The organism is Citrobacter sp. Awk 2 (genome assembly GCF_028069815.1).
In the GTDB taxonomy this organism is placed as follows: Bacteria; Pseudomonadota; Gammaproteobacteria; order Enterobacterales; family Enterobacteriaceae; genus Citrobacter.
Genome location: NZ_JANEWL010000033.1, coordinates 19,074 through 42,059, shown reverse-complemented (window position 1 = coordinate 42,059; position 22,986 = coordinate 19,074). Strand labels below are relative to the sequence as shown.

Below are 22,986 nucleotides of genomic sequence, written 5' to 3'. Positions count from 1 at the left end.
CATATAAGCTGGTAATGACATTTATAGATCTCCATATTTTGTGCTTAATATTTTCCCGTTTCTGTCGATGAAAAAGTTGTAACGGTAATTCTTTCCGTTCAATGTGTATGAAGCCGCATAGATATAGCCCGGCGTTATCGGTATTTTTAAGCACGTTTCAGGGTAGGAGAGAGCTACATGCGAATTTTCCGCCAATGTCTTGTATTCATTTCCCTGCTCAGAATAAACGCCGTATCGGCCCAGAACGTCCGATTTATTAACAGAGAAGCAAAGCGAATTATTTATAATAGGGAAACTACGCCATGGGGGAACGCTATCGCCAGCGCCACACCCAGCCAGCGCAAAAAAGGCAGGAATGAGAAAGTAGCGTTTCAATGCGGGAACCTCCCTAACACTTTCTCATAGCGGGATATGAGGCTAAGGACAGGCTCAGATGGATCGTAATCCTTGAGGCGATACAAATCAGAGCGGTTGCCGAATCCATACGTTTTAAGCAGCCAATAATCAGCCACCATTGCAGCCTGCTGCTCTAAGCCGTAATCCAAGAGTATGGCCTTATCCAAGGTGTAATAGTAATCAACTGCCCAAGAGAACAGGCCACGCATCCTTACCATCATCCCGCGCTGATGCTGCCAGACGTGCATCATTTCATGTAAAAAAAGATGCTGCCCACCAACGCGATCGTTATTAACATGCGGCTGTGAAAAGCCAGGCTCATAAGTACCTTCCTGAAAGTACAATTCGCCGTTGGGCGTCATAGCGTAGTTGTTTTTTTGGAGGTTGAAAGGTAGGTAGCTGCTGCGGTGGATCCAGACTTCGTTATAGAGGATGGCGAAAGCGTAGAGGGTACGGGCCAAGTTAATCTCACCAAGCGTTAGCAGCCGTAACCCGCCCCTGTCTATATCGTTCATTTCCCTTATCATTGGAGACATCATCCATTGGTAAAAATACCTTAATACGCCTTAAGGTAAATTTTTTCCTGTTAAAAAATGCGGGAAATATCCAAAATTGTCACAAACTGCGGCTACGCCGCTTCTACCGTTAAGCCCTCTGGTTTAGGGAGCAACCGTACGAGATCGTACGCTAAGAACGTAACCTTATGAATTTAAATCTACAAAGTCGTGGCGTTGTCGGTCAGGTTTACGTTGATTTGATTACCGGGTTTATTAACACCATTAATGCCGAAAACCGCACGGATACTGGCATTAATGGAAAAAGTAAATAAAACCCTCATTTTCTTTACTCGCCCAATCTGCATTAAAAAATGCACTTAGCGTACGCTCTCGTACGGTTGGGCTTCAGGCCCCGTGATCGGTTAAGTAAGCTGGGAAACGCTGATTTTAGTACTTATAGGTCACGGTGTTTACCGTTCGTTGGTATCCCCGAGGTAACCCCGGAAAATATAAAAAACATGAAAAAACCTCGCGACCCTCTATTGTAAGGGTTGCGAGGCGTTATGCGATTCTAAAAATTGAAATTATTAATTGATATTTGTCAGTTATGCAGACCACTGACTTAAGAAAATTCCAACAACAAACAGCAAGTTAGTCAACAGTGCTGCTTTTACGGTGCGTTCCAGCATTGGGCGCATTGCCGTCGGGTCCATTTCACGCATCACGTAGCGCGCCTGTTTAATCAGCAGCGGTGCGGCGAGGATAAAGAGCCATCCCCATAAACTTTGCAGCGAGAACAGGTTAAACAGCGCCAGACAGACCAGCGTGCCCATCAGCAGGCAGGCATGGTAGCGGCGGGCATTAACCGCGCCTAAGCGCACCACCAGCGTGTTTTTGCCATTCTCTCTGTCGCTGTTGATATCGCGCAGGTTGTTAACGTTGAGTACGGCAGTTGCCAGCAGGCCGCAGGCGGTTGCCGGCAGAATTAACGCCGGAATCAGCGTATGCGCCTGCAGGTACCAGCTCCCCATCACGCTGAGCCACCCGAAGAAGACCAGCACAGAAATATCACCCAGACCGATATACCCGTATGGACGATTACCGACGGTATAGGTGATAGCGGCGATAATCGACAGGCCACCGAGAATCAGGAAGCCGACAAAATCCGCCAGTGTGTGGCATGCCACCGCTACCAGTGCCAGACCGGACAGGCAGATTAAGACCACAGTGACGATCAGCGCACGCTTCATCTCCTGCTGGGTAATAACGCCTTTTTGCATGCCACGCAGCGGTCCGATGCGGTCGGGCTTGTCGCTGCCTTTAACAGCATCGCCATAGTCGTTAGCGAGATTGGACAGGATTTGCAGTAGCCCTGCCGTAATTAATGCCAGCAGAGCCACCAGCGGATCGAAATATCCTTGCCACCATGCTAATGCCGTACCGACGATGATCGCCGCGAAGGCGAGCGGTAAGGTCTTAGGTCGTAAACTTTCCAGCCAGGCTTGTGAGCGGCTAATTTGTTGTTGTTCAGTCATATTTAGCGCCAATAAAAATGGGGCTTTATCAGCCCCATCAACAGTGATGAAAATGCATTGAACGCGATTATAGGATAAAACGGCTCAGATCTTCATCTGCGACCAGCGCATCCAGATGTTTGCTCACATATTCGGCATCAATTGTGATGCTTTGACCGTTTAAATCGCTCGCATCATAGGAAATATCTTCCATCAGACGCTCGAGAACGGTATGCAGACGACGCGCACCGATGTTTTCGGTGGTTTCGTTAACCTGCCAGGCCGCTTCGGCAATGCGTTTAATACCCGATTCGGTGAAGTTGATGTCCACACCTTCGGTTGCCATCAGCGCTTTGTACTGCACAGTGATAGAGGCATTCGGTTCGGTCAGAATGCGCTCGAAATCGCTGGTAGTCAGTGCCTGCAGCTCCACACGGATCGGCAGACGACCCTGCAGTTCCGGGATCAGGTCAGACGGTTTAGCCACCTGGAATGCGCCGGAGGCGATAAACAGGATGTGATCGGTTTTCACCATACCGTGCTTGGTAGAGACGGTGCAGCCTTCAACCAGCGGCAGCAGGTCGCGCTGCACGCCTTCACGGGAAACATCCGGGCCGGAGGACTCGCCACGCTTACAGATTTTGTCGATTTCGTCGATAAACACGATCCCGTGCTGCTCAACAGCGTCGATAGCTTCCTGTTTCAGCTCTTCCGGATTGACCAGTTTGGCTGCTTCTTCTTCAATCAGCAGCTTCATCGCGTCTTTGATTTTCAGCTTACGCGGTTTTTGTTTCTGGCCGCCCAGGTTCTGGAACATGGACTGTAGCTGGCTGGTCATCTCTTCCATTCCCGGAGGCGCCATAATTTCTACGCCCATCGGTGCGGCAGCGAGATCGATTTCAATCTCTTTATCATCCAGCTGGCCTTCACGCAGTTTTTTACGAAATGCCTGACGCGCAGCAGAAGGTTCCTGAGGCTGCTCTGACTGTCCCCAGTTATTTTTGGCTGGCGGGATCAGTACATCGAGAATACGTTCTTCTGCCATTTCTTCTGCGCGGAAGCGGTTTTTCTCAATCGCCTGAACGCGAACCATTTTGATGGCGGCATCGGTCAGATCGCGGATGATGGAGTCAACTTCTTTACCCACATAGCCGACTTCAGTGAATTTCGTTGCTTCAACTTTGATGAATGGCGCATTGGCCAGTTTGGCCAGACGGCGGGCGATCTCGGTTTTACCGACACCGGTTGGGCCAATCATCAGAATGTTTTTCGGTGTGACTTCATGGCGCAGCTCTTCGTTGAGCTGCATGCGGCGCCAGCGGTTACGCAGTGCAATCGCCACGGAACGCTTAGCATTGTCCTGGCCGATGATGTGCTTGTTCAGTTCGCTGACAATTTCGCGTGGGGTCATTTCAGACATGGGGGATCCTTACGCTTTGGAGTTCAATTCTTCGATGGTATGGAAGTGGTTGGTATAAATGCAGATATCCCCTGCAATATCCAACGCTTTCTCAGCAATTTCGCGTGCGCCAAGCTCGGTGTTTTCCAGCAGAGCGCGTGCTGCAGCCTGGGCGTAGGGACCGCCGGAGCCGATGGCAATCAGATCGTTTTCTGGCTGAATGACGTCACCGTTACCCGTGATGATGAGCGATGCCGTTTCATCTGCAACGGCCAGCAACGCTTCGAGTTTGCGCAGCATACGGTCGGTACGCCAGTCTTTAGCCAGCTCAACGGCGGCCTTAACCAGGTGACCCTGGTGCATTTCCAGTTTGCGTTCAAACAGTTCAAACAGTGTGAATGCATCCGCAGTACCACCCGCAAAGCCCGCAATGACTTTGTCGTTGTACAGACGGCGGACTTTTTTCACGTTGCCTTTCATTACGGTGTTACCCAGTGTGGCCTGACCATCACCGGCGATTACCACATGGCCGTTACGGCGTACGCTTACTATTGTTGTCACGAGCAGACCCCTTGGTTACAAATGCAGAATACAGGCCCCGCACAGGTGTACGGGGCGTAATGCAAGTATAGATGGGGGAGATTTTGGGGGTTTCAACCCCCAGTGGCGAGTCGAATGCAGTTTGTATGGCCGGCAACTTTCAGGCGGCTGATGGTGTTGTCGGCATTTTCTTTGCCTTTCACCGGGCCAATTACCACGCGATTCCAGCCGTTATTGGTGGTAATACGGGAATTGAAGCCCTCAAAGGCCAGTTGAGCACGTACTGTTTCTGCCTGCTCAGCCCCTTTGAATGACCCGCACTGAACCATCCAGCGGCGTTCATCTTTTTTCTCTGCCGTCTGTTTTGGCGGCTGTGTTTCATTCGTTATTGGCGCGGCCGGTTGAGTTTTAGGCTGTGCGGCAGTGGTGTGCGCTGGCGTCTGCAACAGATCCTGGTACGGCTGCTGGGCCGCCGGTTTTGGCTGCGCTTTCGGCTGTTGTACCGGTGCGGTTTGTGCTGTACGCGTTTGTGGCTGCTGGTAAGGCTGTTCCGTCGCGCGTGGGCGCGGTTGCTGAGCCTGCTGCTGCGCGTTGTTCCACTGCTGCTGTTGCACCTGACGCTGACGCTGCAGCGTTTGTTGGCGCTGTTCAGGTGTTTGTTCGTTCCACGGTACTTCGTTGAGCTGTGTCGGCTGTTGACGCATATCTGCCTGCATTTGCGCCAACAACTGACGCTGCTCATTGGTCAACTGATCGGCGTTAAGCACTTCGCCACCCGCAGAGGGTTCGGTAGGCGCACGCACGCCTGGCTGACGGCTTTCCAGCTCTTTGATATAGCGCCAGCGTTCTTCCGGTTTAGGCGGGATGCCATTACCGGTGACTTTCTGGCTTTGCAGCGTCTCGGACTCTTCTTTCTTGTGATGCGTAATGAAGTACAGACCACCGATAAAGGTCACGAGTACGGCTGCAGCAATAGCGACCATAGCGGGGGATACCGCTGGCGTACTGCGTTGCTTTTTCCGTGATGTGCTCTTTTTGCGCCGCGAAGGTGCCGGTTGGCCGCGACGTACATAATCTCGTTGTGCCACTATCGTTTCGCTGTATTTATTCGTTCGTCAGCCCGCCATGTTACTTAAGCGACGGGCCTTTGACCAGACAGGGGAGTCCGAAAGCACTTTACTTTACGTCAGTGCCCGGGTAGTGCCCCGAATTATGAGCTCACAGTCCAGTAAACGTGAACCACTGCTGACGTTCTGTCCTTGAAGCTGATCGAGCAGTAACAGCATAGCTTCGCGTCCGATATCGAAACGCGGCTGTGCGACGGTTGTCAGGGGTGGATCACAAAATTCCGTCAGTGAAATATTATCGAAGCCAATGATAGATAAATCATCCGGTACTTTTAAGCCCTGACGTTTGGCGTAAGAGAGCGCGCCAAGCGCCATCACATCGCTGTGACAAAAGACCGCGGTCGGAGGTTGCGGCAGCTCAAGCAGCTGTTTTAACGCGTTAGCGCCCGCTTCATAGGTGAAATCACCGCGCGCGATGAAGTGTGGATCGACCGTAATTCCACTGCGGCGTAGTGCCTGAACATAGCCTTGCAGGCGGTAGTGACACAGCGGCATATCCTCTGGCCCGGCAATACAACCAATGCGCTTATGCCCCAGCTCCAGCAGGTAATTCATCGCGTTAAAAGCAGCAGTGAGGTTATCAATGTGAACGGTAGGCAGTTCCAGCTCTGGCGCAAATTCGTTGGACATGACCATTGGCGGTAAATTGCGCTGTTCTTCCACGCTGGCGTCAAATGGCAGTCGTGAGCTGAGCAGGACCATGCCATCTATCTGCTTGGTAATAATGAGGTTAAGAAAGGTCTTTTCCTGCTGATTCTGGTGCGCGCAATCGCCGATAAGTACCAGATAACCTTGTTCTGCGGCAGTGACTTCTATGCCACGAATCACTTCGCTAAAAAAGGGATCGCAGATATCCGGCACAATCACCAGAATGGTACGTGATTCATTACGTTTAACGTTGCGTCCCATTGATTGGGGTAAATATCCCACCTCCAGCGCCGCCTGTTCGACCCGGTTACGGGTGGACTGAGAGACTTTGTCTGGGTTCATTAATGCGCGGGATACGGTTGCCGTTGAGACTTTCGCCTTCAGAGCAACATCTTTCATCGTAGCGGCGGCAACCTGCTTATTCGGTTTCACTCTTTCTCCTCGCCAGGGTGCAGCTGGCACAGACCTGTCCCTGGATAACCTTCATCTGAAACATTTTTATCAGATAGTTAATGGAAGCGGTTACAGAATTTTCATAAAAAGTGTGATGGATCTTTAATTTTACGATCCGCCTCGCATCATGAGGGGTTATCCCTCGATGGGATCGACATCCAACACCCATTTCACCTTACGTGCATCGGGTAGCGTATTTATCAACGCCAGCGTTCCGCTGACGATATGCTGTAGGCGAATGCGTGACGGATGTTGCAACAAAATTTGCCAGCGATAGCGACCGCCACGTTTGGGGGCCAGCGCCGGAACCGGGCCGAGTACCCAGAGTTTGTCATCAGCTAATGGGCTGGCCTGAATCAGGTTTCGCAGCTGTTGTAAGAACATCGGCGCATGCTGATTGTTATGATCTTCTGCCCGCACGATCACGTGGCTGGTCCACGGCGGTAACTGTAACGTTTGCCGTTCGGCCAGCGCCTGTTCGGCAAATGCGTCATAACCTTTATACAGCAAGGTTTGCAGTAGCGGATGTTCAGGATGGTGCGTTTGCAGCACCACTTCGCCTTGTTTCCCGGCGCGCCCAGCTCGTCCAGAAACCTGGGTATAAAGTTGGGCGAAACGTTCAGCCGAACGGAAATCGGCAGAGAACAGCGCCCCGTCAACATCCAGCAGTGCAACCAGCGTGACATCCGGAAAATGGTGTCCTTTCGCCAGCATTTGTGTACCGATCAGAATGCGAGCGCCGCCGCGATGGACTTCTGCCAGGTGCTGCTCCAGCGATCCCTTACGGCTGGTGGTGTCGCGATCGATACGCGAAATTGGCACGCCGGGGAAAAAGGGTGCCAGAGCTTGTTCCAGTTGCTCGGTGCCGAGTCCTACCGGCACCATGTGCGTAGAGCCGCAGGAGGGGCACTGGCGCGGTATCGGGCGCTGGCTATCGCAGTGGTGGCAGCGCAGGTGATGCTGCGCCTGATGCAGCGTGTAGTAGTGATCGCAGCGTGGGCATTCGGCAATCCAGCCACAGTCGTGACACAGTAGCGCAGGCGCAAAACCCCGACGATTAAGAAACAAAATTACCTGATTATCTGCTTGCAGATGCTGGCGCATGCGGGTGATCAGCGCCGGAGCCAGTCCGGCCTGCACCTGCTGACCCTTTAAATCCAGCACGTGCTGAGTGGCAGGGCGTGCGTTTCCGGCTCGGCGCGTCAGGCGCAGCATGCGGTATTTGTTCTGCCGCACGTTGCACAACGTTTCCAGCGCGGGGGTTGCTGAACCGAGAATAATCGGGATCTGTTCGCTGTGGGCGCGGTAAACCGCCAGATCGCGGGCATGGTACCGCCAGCCTTCCTGTTGCTTGTAAGAGCTGTCATGCTCTTCGTCGATGACAATTACGCCAAGATTTTTAAACGGCGTAAACAGCGATGAGCGCGTGCCGATGACTATTGCCGCTTCGCCATTTTTTGCTTTCAGCCATGCCGAAAGACGTTCGCTGTCATTTAAACCCGAGTGCAGGACTTCGACCGGGGCATTGAAGCGTTCGCGAAAGCGGGCAATGGTTTGTGGCGTCAGGCCAATCTCCGGCACCATTACCAGTGCCTGTTTGCCCTGGGCGAGAACATTTTCCAACACGCTTAAATAGACTTCTGTTTTACCGGAACCCGTCACACCTGCGAGCAACCAGGCGCTAAAACTGTCCGACGCACTATGAATGGCCCCAACGGCGGTAGCCTGTTCCGTGTTCAGACGCAGTCGTTCACCAGAGACGGCGTAGTGGGTACGCCAGTCGCTGAAACCAGGCGTTTCGCTCGCCAGGGAGCACAGGCCTTTTTTACGTAGCGCCTGCAATGCAGCATCGTTAAATTCAAGTTCGGCCACCTGGTCGCGCCAGATTTTTCCCTGCCGAAGCGCAGCCAGCGCCTGTTGCTGCTTTGGAGAGCGCTTCAGACTGTTGAGGTCAATGACCTGGCCTTCTTCGGTGGCGAACCAGTACCACATGGGCGTGTTGGCGGCGGGTCTGCCCTGGCGCAACAGGATCGGCAGGGCATGGAACAGCACATCGCCAATGGGATGATGGTAGTAATCAGCAGCCCACAGCAGTAAACGCCAGACGGAGGTCGAATAGACCGGTTCGCTGTCCAATACCTCGCGAACGGCTTTCAATTCGTTGAGCGGTAACTCACTTTGCTCGCTGACTGACAGGACTATACCGACGCGCTCCTGTTGCTTGCCAAAGGGCACGCGTACGCGACACCCAGCTTTGGCGCTCATACCTTCCGGCAGGAGATAGTCAAAGGTACGAGGTAGCGGAACGGGTAAGGCAACATGCGCAACGGGCATTGAATCATCCTGACTTGAAATCTGGCGGGTTAGTATACACATTAGTGAAGGGTAGAATGCGGATCAGTTTGCATGAGCGGGTTAATTTCTGTATGATTCGCCGCCTTTGATGCAAATTGATTGCGTCAAATAATGACCATTACCCGAGAATTTCAGGCTGTTGATGCAGTGTGAAAGGTGACGGGGAATAATTAACATCGCGTGGTGTCTGGCGTTAGGGCTGGAAGAGCGACGCGGCCTTAAACCGAGGTTTTCCCATGAAAAAAGATATTCACCCGAAATACGAAGAAATTACTGCAAACTGCTCTTGCGGTAACGTCATGAAAATCCGCTCTACCGTCGGTCACGATCTGAACCTGGACGTGTGCGGTCAGTGCCACCCGTTCTATACTGGCAAGCAGCGTGATGTTGCTACCGGTGGCCGTGTTGATCGCTTCAACAAGCGTTTCAACATCCCGGGCAGCAAATAAGTTCCTGCTGTCAGAAAAAAGCGCCTTATGGCGCTTTTTTTGTATCTGTACTTGATAATAAAATTTATATTGATGTATTGAATAATATTTCATATTCAATAAATGAAACAGTGTTTTTATTTTTTATGATAAAATATTCCCACTGGTGATCTTCGTCATTTTTATCTTCCGTTCTTTGCCACTCATGACAATTCCTGGCAAAATTTCAAAGGTTTATCCCCTCTTTCTAAAATACACTTTCGCGGAAATATAAAATTATCCTTACGTCTCTATTACTTTCCTGTTCACATTCAGGAATGTGATGGTGAATTTTATTTATTTAGTGTGAAAAGGGATTGTCATGAAATTTAAATCTACCTTGTTACTTATTCCATTACTATCTGCGGCCGCGCAGGCGGGTTATGTCGATTATCGTCATGAATATTATGATGACGGGCGAAATTACGATCGTGTTTATATGTCTCATCGTTTTGCTACAGGTTTTGGTGTGGCGGTAGAGGCCATTTCACGTTCTGAAGATACGCAATCGAATGATGCTTGGAATAATATGGAAAGTAACGGTAACGAGTATACGGCAAGTTACCAGTTTACCTGGCAGGACCTTATCTGGCAGCCGGGTATTGCGGTTGAAACGGGCGATAACATCACGATCTATAAGCCTTATATTCGTGTGCAATATAATATCAATGACAGCTGGTGGACGGCATTCCGCTATCGCCAGGAGTATATGCGCAGAAACGCCGATGGTAAAGATGACCGTATGGTTTACCGTCCTGAAGCGTGGCTTGGCTATAACGTCAATAATTGGATGTTTGAACTAAACGGCATTTATAAAATTGCTGACAGCGAAGATTTATACAACAACAGAAAAGACGATTATGAATATAACTTCCGTGTTGCTTATAAAATAGATTCCTGGGTTCCATTTATTGAGATTGGTAACGTCTCCTCGGGTTATGACACCACCACGACTGACGATCGTCAGACACGCTATCGTGTCGGTCTCGGTTATAACTTTTGATTGTTAATACTCTTCGTATTGGTTTATTACGTTGAGCACCAGGATATACGCATAGTTTGCGTGAATAATATGTCTAAGGAGTTGACATCATGTCTAATGATGGAACGGTGAGCGGAAGCAATCAAAGTATTGTCGTCAGACCTTTCGGATTCAGAGATAAGATTGGTTATTTGTGTGGTGACCTGGGAACCTGTTTTATTCTTGGTCTGGTAAATAGTTTTTTAATGATTTATTACACGAACGTCCTCGGCATTTCTGGTGTCATTGTCGGCTCGCTCTATTTTGTGACCAAACTCTTTGATGCGTTTGTCGATGTTGGCGTAGGTCGCTTATGCGATACGTCTAAACTGACGGCACATGGACGTTTCAACCCCTGGGTGCGTCGCATGAAGTATCCATTCTGTATCGTTGCGGTGGTCCTGTTTCTGCCGTTTGTGAATGATTTTTCTTATACGGCGAAAATTATCTATATCTGCTTCTCCTATTTTGTTTACGGTTCACTGTTATCGACAGTCAGCATTCCGTATGGCGCCATGTCTGCGGCGATTAGCTCGAATCCGGAAGACCGAGTGTCACTGTCAACCTGGCGAAGCGTGGGTTCCGCCATCGGCGGCGGCGCAACCGGCTTTTTTATCCCGATTCTGATGTACACCACCCTGGTGGACGGAAGCCAGGTGATTTCCGGGCAACACTTCTTCTGGATTGCTATTGGTTGTGCCGTACTGGGCTTTATCTTTTTAACGTTGACCTGTCAGTTAACAACAGAACGTGTGCGCGTGGAGAGAAAAGAGAGCATGCCCGTATCGGTGCTGCTGAAGGGATTGTTACGCAATAAAGCACTGATCGTTTTAGTTGTGGTGGATCTGCTGATTGTGATTAACCAGGGGTTGTCAGGTACCAACATGACTTACCTGTTTAATGACTACTTCCACAACAAAGAGGCCATGTCCGTGGCGTTGCTGTTTACCTTCGGCTCTCTGGTTTTGCTGGCTCCCTCGGCATCCTGGCTGACGAAGCGGTTTGGTAAAAAAGAGGCCAGCGTCGGCGCATTACTCTTTGCGGTGGCGATGTATCTGATTATGTACTTCATCCATATTACGGACGCGAAAGTCTATTTGGTTTTCCTGTTCCTGGCGACGCTGGGGGCAGGGTTATTCAACCTGATGATTTGGGCGTTTATGACCGATGTTTGTGATTATCATCAGTATGTCACCGGCGATCGTGAGGATGGTACGGTTTACGGCGTAAACTTCTTTGCCCGCAAGGTAGGTCAGGCGTGCGCAGGGGCGATTGGTGGCTTTATGCTGGCCATCATTGGTTATCAATCTTCGTCAACGGGCGGCGCTGTGCAAACCAGCATCGTGCAGGAAAATATTTATACGATGGCAAATCTCTTGCCGGCCTTATGTCTGTTTTTGGCGGCAGTCATACTGATTTATCTCTATCCATTGAACCGCAAAGAAACGCTCAAAATGGAAGAAACATTGAATAAAATCAATGGTATTAGAAAATAATGTTGTGAGAAACGGCGGGGTTATCCCGCCTTTTCTCATTTTTCTAACCGTCAGCCGATCAGTACTCCCACGTTTCCGGGTCGATCCCCAGTTCACGCATGATGATCTTCGCTTCTTCCGGGATTTCATCACTGCGCTCTTTACGCAGATCCTCGTCGTTTGGCAACGGTTGCCCGGTAAAGGCGTGCAGAAACGCTTCACACAGCAACTCGCTGTTGGTGGCGTGGCGCAGGTTATTCACCTGACGACGCGTGCGTTCATCGGTAAGGATTTTTAACACCTTCAGAGGAATGGAAACCGTAATTTTTTTGACTTGCTCACTCTTCTTACCGTGCTCAGCGTATGGGCTGATATATTCGCCGCTCCATTCAGCCATGAGATACTTAATCCTCTTCGTCATTAATATTGAGGCCAGAACCTGAGCCCGGACCATAATTGCGCGTAGTTTATCGTAGTGGCGCGGCCCTGACACGAAGTTAGCCGACGCAAATGTACGCTAATGCATATAATTTTAACGGCTATTTCCTGTTTGCTCAATCTATACGCAAAGAAGTTTAGATGTCCAGATGTATTGACGGCTATTGTAACAATGATTACTCTGGTGTCTGACTTTTCACCGACTCAGCCAGGATCTCCTCAATATGACGCGTAAACAGGCCACCATTGCAGTGCGTAGCGGATTAAATGACGACGAGCAGTACGGTTGCGTTGTCCCACCGATTCACCTCTCCAGTACCTATAATTTCACCGGTTTTAATGAGCCGCGCGCTCATGACTATTCACGCCGTGGCAACCCGACGCGTGATGTGGTTCAGCGTGCGCTGGCGGAGCTGGAAGGTGGCGCTGGTGCAGTGCTGACCAATACCGGCATGTCGGCGATTCATCTGGTGACGACGGTGTTCCTGAAGCCTGGCGATCTGCTGGTCGCACCGCACGACTGTTACGGTGGTAGCTATCGCCTGTTTGACAGTCTGGCAAAACGTGGCTGCTATCGCGTGCTGTTTGTCGATCAGGGTGATGAGCAGGCGCTGAAAGCGGCGTTGGCGGAAAAACCAAAGCTGGTACTGATCGAAAGTCCAAGCAATCCGTTGCTGCGTGTGGTGGATATTGCAAAAATCTGCCAACTGGCGCGTGAGGCGGGTGCGGTGAGCGTTGTCGACAACACTTTTTTAAGCCCTGCACTGCAAAATCCACTGGCATTGGGCGCCGATCTGGTGTTGCATTCATGCACGAAATATTTAAACGGTCACTCGGATGTGGTGGCTGGCGTGGTGATAGCGAAAGATCCGGAGACGGTCACTGAGCTGGCATGGTGGGCGAATAATATTGGCGTAACTGGCGGCGCATTTGATAGCTATCTGCTGTTGCGTGGCCTACGTACTCTGTCGCCGCGTATGGAAGTGGCACAACGTAACGCTCAGGCTATTGTGGACTACCTGCAAACCCAGCCGTTGGTGAAAAAACTGTATCATCCGTCACTGCCGGATAATCAGGGGCATGAGATTGCCGCGCGTCAGCAAAAAGGGTTCGGCGCGATGTTGAGTTTTGAACTGAATGGCGACGAGCAAACATTGCGTCGCTTCCTGAGCGGGTTGTCATTGTTTACGTTGGCGGAATCATTAGGGGGCGTTGAAAGTCTGATCTCCCACGCCGCGACCATGACACACGCGGGTATGGCGCCAGAAGCGCGTGCTGCTGCCGGAATTTCTGAAACGCTACTGCGTATCTCCACCGGTATTGAAGATGGCGAAGATTTAATTGCCGACCTGGAAAATGGCTTCCGGGCTGCAAACAAGGGGTAAACATGAGTGTGATTGCGCAGGCAGGGGCGAAGGGTCGTCAACTGCACAAATTTGGTGGTAGTAGTCTGGCAGACGTGAAATGTTATTTGCGTGTCGCAGGTATTATGGCGGAGTACTCGCAGCCTGACGACATGATGGTTGTTTCCGCCGCGGGCAGTACCACTAACCAGTTGATTAGCTGGCTTAAGTTAAGCCAGACCGATCGTCTTTCTGCGCATCAGGTTCAGCAGGCGTTACGCCGTTATCAAAGTGAGCTGATTAGTGGCCTGTTACCACCAGATGTGGCTGATGGGCTGATCGGTGCGTTTATTCACGATCTGGAGCGTCTGGCCGGATTGCTCGACAGCGGTGTGAATGAAGCCGTCTATGCCGAAGTGGTGGGGCATGGTGAAGTGTGGTCGGCGCGTTTGATGTCTGCTGTCCTTAACCAGCAGGGACTGGAGTCTGCCTGGCTGGATGCGCGTGAGTTTTTACGTGCTGAACGCGGTGCCCAGCCGCAGGTGGATGAAGGTCTGTCATATCCGTTGCTGCAACAACTGCTGGCTCAACATCCAGGCAAGCGCCTGGTGGTTACCGGGTTTATCAGCCGTAGCAATGCGGGTGAAACGGTGCTGCTGGGGCGTAACGGCTCTGACTATTCAGCTACGCAGGTGGGTGCGCTGGCAGGCGTTTCCCGCGTGACTATCTGGAGCGATGTCGCCGGGGTTTATAGTGCGGACCCGCGTAAAGTCAAAGATGCCTGCCTGCTGCCGCTGCTGCGTCTTGATGAAGCCAGCGAGCTGGCGCGTCTTGCGGCTCCGGTTTTGCACGCCCGCACCTTACAGCCGGTTTCGGGTAGCGATATCGACCTCCAGCTGCGCTGCAGTTACACGCCGGATCAGGGGTCAACGCGGATTGAGCGTGTACTGGCTTCTGGTACCGGGGCGCGCATTGTGACCAGCCATGACGACGTCTGTCTGATTGAGTTTCAGGTTCCCACTGGCCAGGACTTTAAGCTGGCTTACAAAGATATCGACCAGATTTTAAAACGCACGCAGGTGCGTCCGCTGGCGGTTGGCGTGCATCCGGACCGTCAGCTGCTGCAATTTTGCTATACCTCTGAAGTGGCTGATGGCGCACTGAAAATTCTTGATGAAGCCGGTTTGCCGGGCGAGCTGCGTCTGCGCCAGGGGCTGGCGCTGGTGGCGATGGTTGGGGCTGGCGTAACGCGCAATCCACTGCATTGCCACCGTTTCTGGCAGCAGTTAAAAGGCCAGCCAGTCGAGTTTACCTGGCAGTCGGAAGAGGGGATCAGTCTGGTTGCGGTACTGCGTACCGGCCCGACCGAAAGCCTGATTCAGGGCCTGCATCAGTCTATTTTCCGTGCAGAAAAACGTATTGGTCTGGTGCTATTCGGTAAAGGGAATATTGGTTCACGCTGGCTGGAACTGTTCGCCCGCGAACAAACAACGCTTTCCGCACGTACCGGGTTTGAATTCGTGCTGGCAGGCGTGGTGGATAGCCGCCGTAGCCTGCTGAACTATGAAGGACTGGATGCCAGCCGTGCTCTGGCCTTCTTCGACGACGAAGCGGTAGAGCAGGATGAAGAGGCGCTATTCCTGTGGATGCGCGCCCACCCGTATGATGATTTAGTGGTGCTGGATGTGACGGCCAGTGAACAATTGGCCGATCAGTATCTGGACTTCGCCAGCCATGGTTTCCATGTCATTAGCGCCAATAAACTGGCGGGGGCGAGTACCAGTGATAAGTATCGCCAAATTCATGATGCGTTCGAAAAAACCGGCCGCCACTGGCTGTATAACGCCACCGTGGGGGCAGGTTTGCCGATCAACCATACTGTGCGCGATCTGATTGATAGCGGTGATACGATTTTGTCGATCAGCGGGATCTTCTCCGGCACGTTATCCTGGCTGTTTCTGCAATTTGATGGCACGGTCCCATTCACCGATCTGGTGGATCAAGCCTGGCAGCAAGGGCTAACTGAACCGGACCCGCGCGTCGATCTTTCTGGCAAAGATGTTATGCGTAAGCTGGTGATCCTGGCGCGTGAAGCAGGTTACGATATTGAGCCGGACCAGGTTCGCGTTGAGTCACTGGTACCTGCACACTGTGAAGAAGGCTCCATTGACCATTTCTTTGAAAATGGTGATGAGTTGAACGAACAGATGGTGCAACGCCTGGAAGCTGCGCGTGAAATGGGGCTGGTGTTGCGCTACGTGGCGCGTTTTGACGCCAATGGTAAAGCGCGTGTGGGTGTTGAAGCGGTCCGTGCTGAACACCCGCTGGCAGCGCTGTTGCCGTGCGATAACGTGTTCGCCATTGAAAGCCGTTGGTATCGTGATAATCCGTTGGTGATCCGCGGGCCGGGCGCAGGTCGTGATGTGACCGCCGGTGCTATTCAGTCAGACATCAATCGCCTGGCACAACTGCTGTAGTTTTTGTTGCCGGATGTTCCGGCCTACGGTTCGTGCGTAACGTAGGCCGGATAAGATGCGTTAGCGTCGCATCCGGCAGTGTTATTGAGAGGCAAACACCTCTTTCGCGGCGAACAAGCCGTTGAGTGCCGCGGGGAAGCCTGCATACACGGCCATTTGCATAATCACTTCAATGATCTCATCCTGCGTTAAGCCCACGTGTAATGCCGCGCCAATATGCACCTTCAATTGCGGGGCGGCATTGCCCAGCGCCGTTAACGCCGCGACGGTAGCAATCTCTCTACTGCGTAAATCCAATCCCGGTCTTGAATAGATGTCGCCAAAAGGAAATTCAATCAGGTAGCGGGCGAAGTCTGGCGCAATATCTTGCAGACTTTCGACGACCGCATCGCCCCCTTTACCATCCACTTTTTGCAGCATCAACTGACCGGTAATAAAGCGTTCTGAATTCATTATCTCTTCCTCGTGAGTGCGGTGTATGCCATGAGGATAGAGCGGGCAGAATGATTGGGATAATACCGTTTCCGTGATACTTTTTTGGTATGACAATATCGCCCCTGCACTCTCTGGATATCCGTCTGCTGCGCTACTTCACCGTGGTGGCCGAAGAGAACAACATGAGCCGTGCGGCGCAACGTCTTTTTATGTCGCAGCCGCCGCTAAGCCGTCATATTCGCCAGCTTGAAGAACGCCTGGGGGTGACGCTTTTTGTCCGCCATACCCGTGGGCTGACGTTGACGGAGGAGGGTCAGCACGTATTAGAAATGGTGCGTCCACTGCTGGCGCTACAGGACAAGACCTATCTTGCATTGAGCCAGCTAGCGCAGATGGAGGTGCAACCTCTGCGTTTAGGATTAAGCACGGCGTTTGAACAGGGTGTTTTTGTGGCGCTTGAATCAACGCTAAATGCTCGTGTAAAAATGCTGCGTGTCACGCGTCACGGCTCACCTGAACTTGTTCGTCAGGTAAGGCGAGGCAAACTGGATGCGGCGCTGGTAGCCTTGCCTATTGAGGCATCTGGGCTTACCGTCACCCCTTTAGCCTGGCAAGAGCCGATAATTGCTGCATTACCCTCCTTTTGGTCAGAGGCTTGTACGGCCTCTCTTTCCTTATCGGCACTCAACCACCGACCGTTGTTCTGGTTCCAGCGGGAACGTAACCCGGCTTTCTTTGACTATACCCGGCAGATTTTCCATCGTGCTGGTTTCTCTCCTTACTGTCTTGAAGAACCCCTGGAGCATGATGTGCTGCTTGCACGGATTGCCCAGGGCGATGGTCTAAGTTTGCTCCCGGCTTCATTTGCCGCTATCCAGCGCCAGGGTGTGGTATTCCATCCACTGAGCAATGCTGAGCTGTGTATCCGTGCCGGGTTAGTGATGTTGCCTGAGAATGAGAGCCGGTTGCAGTGGTTGCAAGAACTCATGATGCAATCCCTCACCATTTCAAGCTGATGTGAATTTTTTTCACGTTGGCTGAGTATTCCTCACCTTTATCGATGATTTTTGTGTTGACGGCAGCACGCTTTTCCGTCATTTTTACATCTAGACGTCTAAACGTATAGCAGTTCACAACACAACATATAACGACATAAGATTGATGAGGTAAGGTATGAGCTTTTTTCACGCCAACCAGCGGGAAGCCCTGAATCAGAGCCTGGCAGAAGTGCAGGGTCAGATTAACGTTTCGTTTGAGTTTTTCCCGCCGCGCACCAGTGAAATGGAGCAAACCCTGTGGAACTCCATCGATCGCCTGAGCAGCCTGAAACCGAAGTTTGTATCCGTGACTTACGGGGCAAATTCGGGTGAACGCGACCGTACGCACAGCATTATTAAAGGGATTAAGGATCGCACGGGCCTCGAAGCGGCTCCGCACCTGACCTGTATTGATGCCACTCGCGATGAACTGCGCACCATTGCTCAGGATTACTGGAATAACGGTATTCGTCATATTGTTGCCCTGCGTGGCGACCTGCCTCCGGGTGGCGGTAAACCAGATATGTATGCTGCCGATCTGGTGAGCCTGCTGAAAGACGTCGCAGATTTTGATATCTCTGTTGCCGCTTATCCGGAAGTTCATCCGGAAGCGAAGAGTGCCCAGGCAGACCTGCTTAACCTGAAACGTAAGGTTGATGCCGGCGCAAATCGGGCGATCACCCAGTTCTTCTTTGATGTGGAAAGCTACCTGCGTTTTCGCGACCGTTGCGTATCAGCAGGCATCGATGTGGAAATTATTCCGGGTATCCTGCCGGTCTCTAACTTTAAGCAGGCGAAGAAATTTGCCGATATGACCAATGTTCGTATCCCTTCCTGGATGTCGACAATGTTTGATGGTCTGGATGATGATGCCGAAACCCGCAAGCTGGTAGGGGCGAATATCGCCATGGACATGGTGAAGATCCTCAGTCGCGAAGGGGTGAAAGATTTTCACTTCTATACGCTCAACCGCGCTGAGATGAGCTACGCTATTTGTCACACACTGGGTGTAAGACCGAATTAAACAGATGCCCCAGCCCTCTACGGAGGGCTTTTTATTGATCATTTTGATCTACATCTCTGTAACTTAAAATATAAAAGGAATTAGCTATCGAATCTGTGGGTTATTTCGACTATATCTTATCTCTGGTGGTGTATATCGTAGTCAGAACACTGTAAAGGGAGCATATAGATGAGCATGTCCGACGATAGCCATAACGCATCAACTGCCGGTAAGTGTCCTTTTCATCAGGGCGGTCACGATCAGAGCGCGGGAGCAGGAACGAACAACCGCGACTGGTGGCCTAATCAACTCCGTGTAGATTTGCTGAACCAACATTCCAACCGTTCGAACCCACTGGGCGAGGACTTCAACTACCGCAAAGAATTTAGCAAACTCGACTATTCTGCCCTGAAAGGGGATCTCAGAGCCCTTCTGTCCGAATCTCAACCGTGGTGGCCTGCCGACTGGGGTACCTATGCCGGTTTATTCATCCGTATGGCATGGCACGGTGCAGGGACTTATCGCTCCATCGATGGACGCGGTGGCGCGGGTCGCGGACAGCAGCGTTTTGCACCACTGAACTCCTGGCCGGACAACGTTAGCCTTGATAAGGCGCGTCGTCTGCTGTGGCCAATCAAGCAAAAATATGGGCAGAAAATTTCCTGGGCCGACCTGTTTATCCTCGCGGGTAACGTGGCGCTGGAAAACTCAGGCTTCCGCACCTTCGGTTTTGGCGCAGGGCGTGAAGATGTTTGGGAACCGGATCTGGACGTAAACTGGGGTGATGAGAAAGCCTGGCTGACCCACCGTCATCCTGAAGAGCTGGCAAAAGCTCCGCTTGGCGCAACCGAGATGGGTCTTATCTATGTTAACCCGGAAGGTCCTGATCACAGTGGTGAGCCGCTTTCTGCGGCAGCGGCTATTCGTGCGACCTTCGGTAATATGGGGATGAACGACGAAGAAACTGTCGCGCTGATTGGTGGTGGTCATACGTTGGGCAAAACCCACGGTGCCGCACCAGCATCCCATGTTGGTCCTGATCCAGAATCAGCACCAATTGAAGCGCAGGGACTGGGCTGGGCCAGCAGCTACGGCAGCGGCTCGGGTGCAGATGCCATCACCTCTGGTCTGGAAGTCGTCTGGACGCAGACGCCGACCCAGTGGAGCAACTATTTCTTCGAGAACCTGTTCAAATATGAGTGGGTGCAAACGCGCAGCCCGGCAGGCGCTATTCAGTTTGAAGCGGTTGACGCACCGGAGATTATCCCCGATCCGTTTGATCCGTCGAAAAAACGCAAGCCTACAATGCTGGTCACCGACCTGACCTTGCGCTTTGATCCTGAGTTCGAGAAGATCTCTCGTCGTTTCCTTAACGATCCGCAAGCGTTCAACGAAGCCTTTGCCCGTGCGTGGTTTAAACTGACGCACCGTGATATGGGGCCGAAATCGCGCTACATCGGACCGGAAGTACCGCAAGAAGATCTGATTTGGCAGGACCCACTGCCGCATGCGTTCTTCAACCCAAGCGAAGAAGACATTCTTAACCTGAAGGCGACCATTGCAGCTTCCGGACTTTCTGTCAGTGAGTTGGTATCGGTGGCGTGGGCCTCCGCATCGACTTTCCGTGGCGGTGATAAACGTGGTGGCGCTAACGGTGCTCGCCTGGCGCTGGCACCACAACGCGGCTGGGATGTGAATGCGACTGCGGCACGTGTTCTGCCTGTGCTGGAAGGTATTTATAAATCTGCTCATACCGCCTCGTTGGCTGACATTATCGTGCTGGCCGGTGTGGTAGGTGTTGAGAAAGCGGCAAGCGCGGCGGGTGTTAACATCACTGTACCTTTTGTTCCGGGCCGCGTAGATGCGCGTCAGGACCAAACCGATATCGAGATGTTTGAGCTGCTGGAGCCTATTGCAGATGGTTTCCGTAACTATCGTGCCCGTCCTGACGTGTCGACCACCGAGTCATTACTGATCGATAAAGCGCAGCAGTTGACCCTGACGGCACCGGAAATGACCGTGCTGGTAGGCGGGATGCGCGTCCTAGGTGCCAACTTCGATGGTAGTCAGCATGGCGTCTTTACCGATCGTCCAGGCGTGCTCAGCAATGACTTCTTTGTCAACCTGCTGGATATGCGTAACGAATGGAAAGCGACTGACGAATCGAAAGAGGTCTTTGAAGGTCGTGACCGTCTGAACGGTGAAGTGAAATACACCGCAACCCGCGCCGACCTGGTGTTTGGCTCTAACTCGGTACTGCGTGCGCTGGCAGAAGTTTATGCCTGCAGCGATGCCCACGAGAAGTTCGTGAAGGACTTTGTCGCGGCATGGGTGAAAGTGATGAACCTGGACCGTTTCGATCTGCTGTAATCGAAAATGCCGGATAAGCTTTGCGTTTATCCGGCCTGCCAGACAGAAAAATCCCCGCCATTGCGGGGATTTTTTATGGTGTGCTTATTCCCACTCTTGCAGATACCGCTGGCCATACTGATCGGCCACCAGCAGCGCAGCGTAAACCTGATCTGGTGTGGCACCGCCCGGCATGTTATGGATAGTCTCGCCTTCGGCACAAGCTGCTTCTGCCACAATGCGCATCTTCGCGGGAACATCCTGTTTGATGTCCAGTTGTGCCAGCGTAATAGGCAGACCAACGGAATGGCACAGTGCAGCCACGGTTTCGATTTCGTCTACCGGCGCGTTTTCCAGCACCAGTTGCGTCAATGTACCGAAAGCCACCTTCTCACCGTGGTAGTAGTGATGTGCATCCGGGATTGCCGTCAGACCGTTATGGATCGCGTGTGCAGCGGCCAGGCCACCACTTTCAAAACCCACGCCGCTCAGATAGGTATTGGCTTCAATGACGCGCTCCAGCGCAGGCGTTACCACATGTAGCTCGGCGGCCAGCATCGCTTTTTCGCCTTCTTCAATCAGCGTATTGAAGCATAGCTCCGCCAGTGCCAGCGCGGCCTGAGTGCATTGACCTCCCGCCATGGTCGTTGCGCCGCTACGTGAGCAGGCGCGTGCTTCAAACCAGGTTGCCAGCGCATCGCCGATACCTGCTGCCAGCAGCCGCGCAGGCGCACCCGCGACAATTTTGGTATCAACAATGACCCTGTCCGGGTTGTTTGGCAGCAGCAAATAGCGATCGAATTCACCGGCATCGGTGTAAATGACGGACAGCGCACTACATGGCGCATCGGTAGAGGCGATGGTTGGCGCAATGGCAACCGGTACACCCATAAAGTGCGCCAGCGCTTTGGCGGTATCCAGCGTTTTACCCCCGCCGATACCGAGCACTGCACCGCATTGCGCTTTTTCTGCCACGCCACGCAGGCGGTCGATTTCGTTTTGTGAACATTCACCACCAAATGGTGCAATCTCGAGTGCCAGACCGGCGTCATGGAAGCTTTTTTCCAGTGCGTCCTGGGCAAATCCTAAGACAAACTTGTCCCCAACGACCAGCCAGCGCTCTGCCAGTGGTTTGAGATAGCTGCCAAGACGGGTAATAACATCAGCGCCCTGGATGTACTTACCAGGTGATTGAATAATGCGATCCATACTTTATTTCCCTCACAGGTTGATGTGACCAAATGCGTTGTTCCAGTCCTGCTCAAACTTCTCTATAGCTGACTCTACCGCAGGGGTATTGAGCATTTGTTGCGCTACGTCTAATGGCAGGGTGATTGCGGCACATCCTGCCAGTAAGCAATCCAGCGCCTGGCGCGGTGTCTTAAAACTGGCTGCCAACACCATGCTGTTTGGCGCATGTATCTCCAGAAGCGTTTGCAGCTCCTGCACCGTGCGGATACCGTCACCACCCTGAGCATCAATGCGGTTAACGTATGGTGCGATATATTTTGCCCCAGCCAGTGCGGCCAGCAGACCCTGAGAAGCACTGTAAACGGCGGTTCCCAGCGTGGTGATACCCTCTTTTTTTAGCATTTTGATGGCAGCCAGGCCTTCAGCCGTGACGGGAATCTTCACCACCAGACCGGGGACGGCGTTGCTCAGGCGTCTGGCTTCTTCCACCATGCCTTGTGCATCCCGGCTCATGGTTTGGGCAAACAAAATGCCCTCTTCGCCGATGGCGTTTTGCAGACGTGGTAGTACATCCCAGATGGATTCTTTGCTGGCCGCGACAATACTGGGGTTGGTTGTGACCCCGGCGATGGGGAAGATGCGAGCCAGACGTTCAACTTCCGCGACGTTAGCGGTATCCAGGTACAGTTCCATATAAAACACCCTCTTAATTTCTCGTTAGCAGCCCGTTACCGGGATACTTTGCTGTGCTCAGGATAAGAGTGTTTCGGCATGCTGCGCTATCTGACAAATCTGTCAAAAGCTGGACAAATGTAATGTGT

At 52.2% G+C, this 22,986-nt stretch carries 21 protein-coding genes; 9 read left to right on the top strand and 12 right to left on the bottom strand.

Going from position 1 to position 22,986, the window contains the following annotated elements; translation table 11 throughout:
• Positions 1-21: 21 nt before the first annotated feature.
• Positions 22-375, bottom strand: coding sequence for a putative T6SS immunity periplasmic lipoprotein (locus tag NNO02_RS23755; RefSeq protein WP_333908930.1), 354 nt, complete (start codon positions 373-375; stop codon positions 22-24).
• Positions 372-923 (bottom strand): type IV secretion protein Rhs, encoded by a 552-nt coding sequence (locus NNO02_RS10855; protein WP_271454806.1) that lies wholly within the window; start codon positions 921-923, stop codon positions 372-374. Before NNO02_RS10855 ends, NNO02_RS23755 begins: the two co-directional genes overlap by 4 nt.
• Before the next feature lie 176 nt (positions 924-1,099).
• On the opposite strand from NNO02_RS10855, the gene NNO02_RS10850 reads away from it, so the two are divergent.
• The gene (locus NNO02_RS10850; protein WP_271454805.1) at positions 1,100-1,225 is read left to right on the top strand and encodes a hypothetical protein; all 126 of its coding nucleotides are present in this window, start codon (positions 1,100-1,102) and stop codon (positions 1,223-1,225) included.
• Between the two features lie 273 nt (positions 1,226-1,498).
• Here NNO02_RS10850 and menA read toward each other — a convergent pair whose 3' ends face one another.
• From menA to priA, 6 genes are all read right to left on the bottom strand, one after another.
• Positions 1,499-2,428, bottom strand: coding sequence for a 1,4-dihydroxy-2-naphthoate polyprenyltransferase (menA, locus tag NNO02_RS10845; RefSeq protein WP_271442755.1), 930 nt, complete (start codon positions 2,426-2,428; stop codon positions 1,499-1,501).
• Positions 2,429-2,495: 67 nt separating this feature from the next.
• Entirely contained in the window at positions 2,496-3,827 is a 1,332-nt protein-coding gene (gene hslU / locus NNO02_RS10840) for an HslU--HslV peptidase ATPase subunit (RefSeq protein ID WP_003028803.1), read from the bottom strand.
• 9 nt (positions 3,828-3,836) lie between these two features.
• Positions 3,837-4,367, bottom strand: coding sequence for an ATP-dependent protease subunit HslV (gene hslV / locus NNO02_RS10835; protein WP_003028805.1), 531 nt, complete (start codon positions 4,365-4,367; stop codon positions 3,837-3,839).
• Between the two features lie 92 nt (positions 4,368-4,459).
• On the bottom strand, positions 4,460-5,434 hold the full coding sequence (gene ftsN, locus NNO02_RS10830) for a cell division protein FtsN (protein ID WP_137381465.1): 975 nt from the start codon (positions 5,432-5,434) through the stop codon (positions 4,460-4,462).
• A 93-nt stretch (positions 5,435-5,527) separates the two neighbouring features.
• Complete coding sequence (gene cytR / locus NNO02_RS10825; protein WP_137381466.1) at positions 5,528-6,553, bottom strand: DNA-binding transcriptional regulator CytR; 1,026 nt, start codon at positions 6,551-6,553, stop codon at positions 5,528-5,530.
• A gap of 156 nt (positions 6,554-6,709) precedes the next feature.
• On the bottom strand, positions 6,710-8,908 hold the full coding sequence (gene priA, locus NNO02_RS10820) for a primosomal protein N' (protein ID WP_271442753.1): 2,199 nt from the start codon (positions 8,906-8,908) through the stop codon (positions 6,710-6,712).
• Positions 8,909-9,165: 257 nt separating this feature from the next.
• Between priA and rpmE the strand changes: the two genes are divergently transcribed.
• From rpmE to NNO02_RS10805, 3 genes are all read left to right on the top strand, one after another.
• Positions 9,166-9,378, top strand: a complete 213-nt coding sequence (rpmE, locus tag NNO02_RS10815; RefSeq protein WP_094761941.1) for a 50S ribosomal protein L31 — start codon at positions 9,166-9,168, stop codon at positions 9,376-9,378.
• A gap of 340 nt (positions 9,379-9,718) precedes the next feature.
• The gene (locus NNO02_RS10810; protein ID WP_271442178.1) at positions 9,719-10,399 is read left to right on the top strand and encodes an oligogalacturonate-specific porin KdgM family protein; all 681 of its coding nucleotides are present in this window, start codon (positions 9,719-9,721) and stop codon (positions 10,397-10,399) included.
• Between the two features lie 89 nt (positions 10,400-10,488).
• Complete coding sequence (locus NNO02_RS10805) at positions 10,489-11,913, top strand: MFS transporter (protein WP_271454804.1); 1,425 nt, start codon at positions 10,489-10,491, stop codon at positions 11,911-11,913.
• A gap of 58 nt (positions 11,914-11,971) precedes the next feature.
• On the opposite strand, the gene metJ is transcribed toward NNO02_RS10805, so the two are convergent.
• Entirely contained in the window at positions 11,972-12,289 is a 318-nt protein-coding gene (metJ, locus tag NNO02_RS10800) for a met regulon transcriptional regulator MetJ (RefSeq protein ID WP_048213988.1), read from the bottom strand.
• 265 nt (positions 12,290-12,554) lie between these two features.
• Between metJ and metB the strand changes: the two genes are divergently transcribed.
• Positions 12,555-13,715, top strand: coding sequence for a cystathionine gamma-synthase (gene metB / locus NNO02_RS10795; RefSeq protein ID WP_202037237.1), 1,161 nt, complete (start codon positions 12,555-12,557; stop codon positions 13,713-13,715).
• A gap of 2 nt (positions 13,716-13,717) precedes the next feature.
• Positions 13,718-16,150: a bifunctional aspartate kinase/homoserine dehydrogenase II gene (metL, locus tag NNO02_RS10790; RefSeq protein ID WP_137381471.1), complete on the top strand. Its 2,433-nt coding sequence runs from the start codon at positions 13,718-13,720 to the stop codon at positions 16,148-16,150.
• Positions 16,151-16,231: 81 nt separating this feature from the next.
• Here metL and NNO02_RS10785 read toward each other — a convergent pair whose 3' ends face one another.
• Positions 16,232-16,603: a carboxymuconolactone decarboxylase family protein gene (locus tag NNO02_RS10785; protein WP_271454803.1), complete on the bottom strand. Its 372-nt coding sequence runs from the start codon at positions 16,601-16,603 to the stop codon at positions 16,232-16,234.
• Positions 16,604-16,692: 89 nt separating this feature from the next.
• Here NNO02_RS10785 and NNO02_RS10780 point away from each other — a divergent pair, with 89 nt between their 5' ends.
• The 3 genes from NNO02_RS10780 to katG all read left to right on the top strand — a co-directional run bounded on the left by NNO02_RS10780 (position 16,693) and on the right by katG (position 20,995).
• Positions 16,693-17,601: a LysR family transcriptional regulator gene (locus NNO02_RS10780; protein WP_271454802.1), complete on the top strand. Its 909-nt coding sequence runs from the start codon at positions 16,693-16,695 to the stop codon at positions 17,599-17,601.
• 157 nt (positions 17,602-17,758) lie between these two features.
• Positions 17,759-18,646, top strand: a complete 888-nt coding sequence (gene metF, locus NNO02_RS10775; RefSeq protein WP_271442185.1) for a methylenetetrahydrofolate reductase — start codon at positions 17,759-17,761, stop codon at positions 18,644-18,646.
• Positions 18,647-18,814: 168 nt separating this feature from the next.
• On the top strand, positions 18,815-20,995 hold the full coding sequence (gene katG / locus NNO02_RS10770) for a catalase/peroxidase HPI (RefSeq protein ID WP_271442186.1): 2,181 nt from the start codon (positions 18,815-18,817) through the stop codon (positions 20,993-20,995).
• A gap of 84 nt (positions 20,996-21,079) precedes the next feature.
• Here katG and gldA read toward each other — a convergent pair whose 3' ends face one another.
• Both gldA and fsa read right to left on the bottom strand, forming a co-directional pair.
• Positions 21,080-22,183, bottom strand: a complete 1,104-nt coding sequence (gene gldA, locus NNO02_RS10765; protein ID WP_271454801.1) for a bifunctional L-1,2-propanediol dehydrogenase/glycerol dehydrogenase — start codon at positions 22,181-22,183, stop codon at positions 21,080-21,082.
• 12 nt (positions 22,184-22,195) lie between these two features.
• Positions 22,196-22,858, bottom strand: coding sequence for a fructose-6-phosphate aldolase (gene fsa / locus NNO02_RS10760; RefSeq protein ID WP_271454800.1), 663 nt, complete (start codon positions 22,856-22,858; stop codon positions 22,196-22,198).
• Positions 22,859-22,986: the final 128 nt, after the last annotated feature.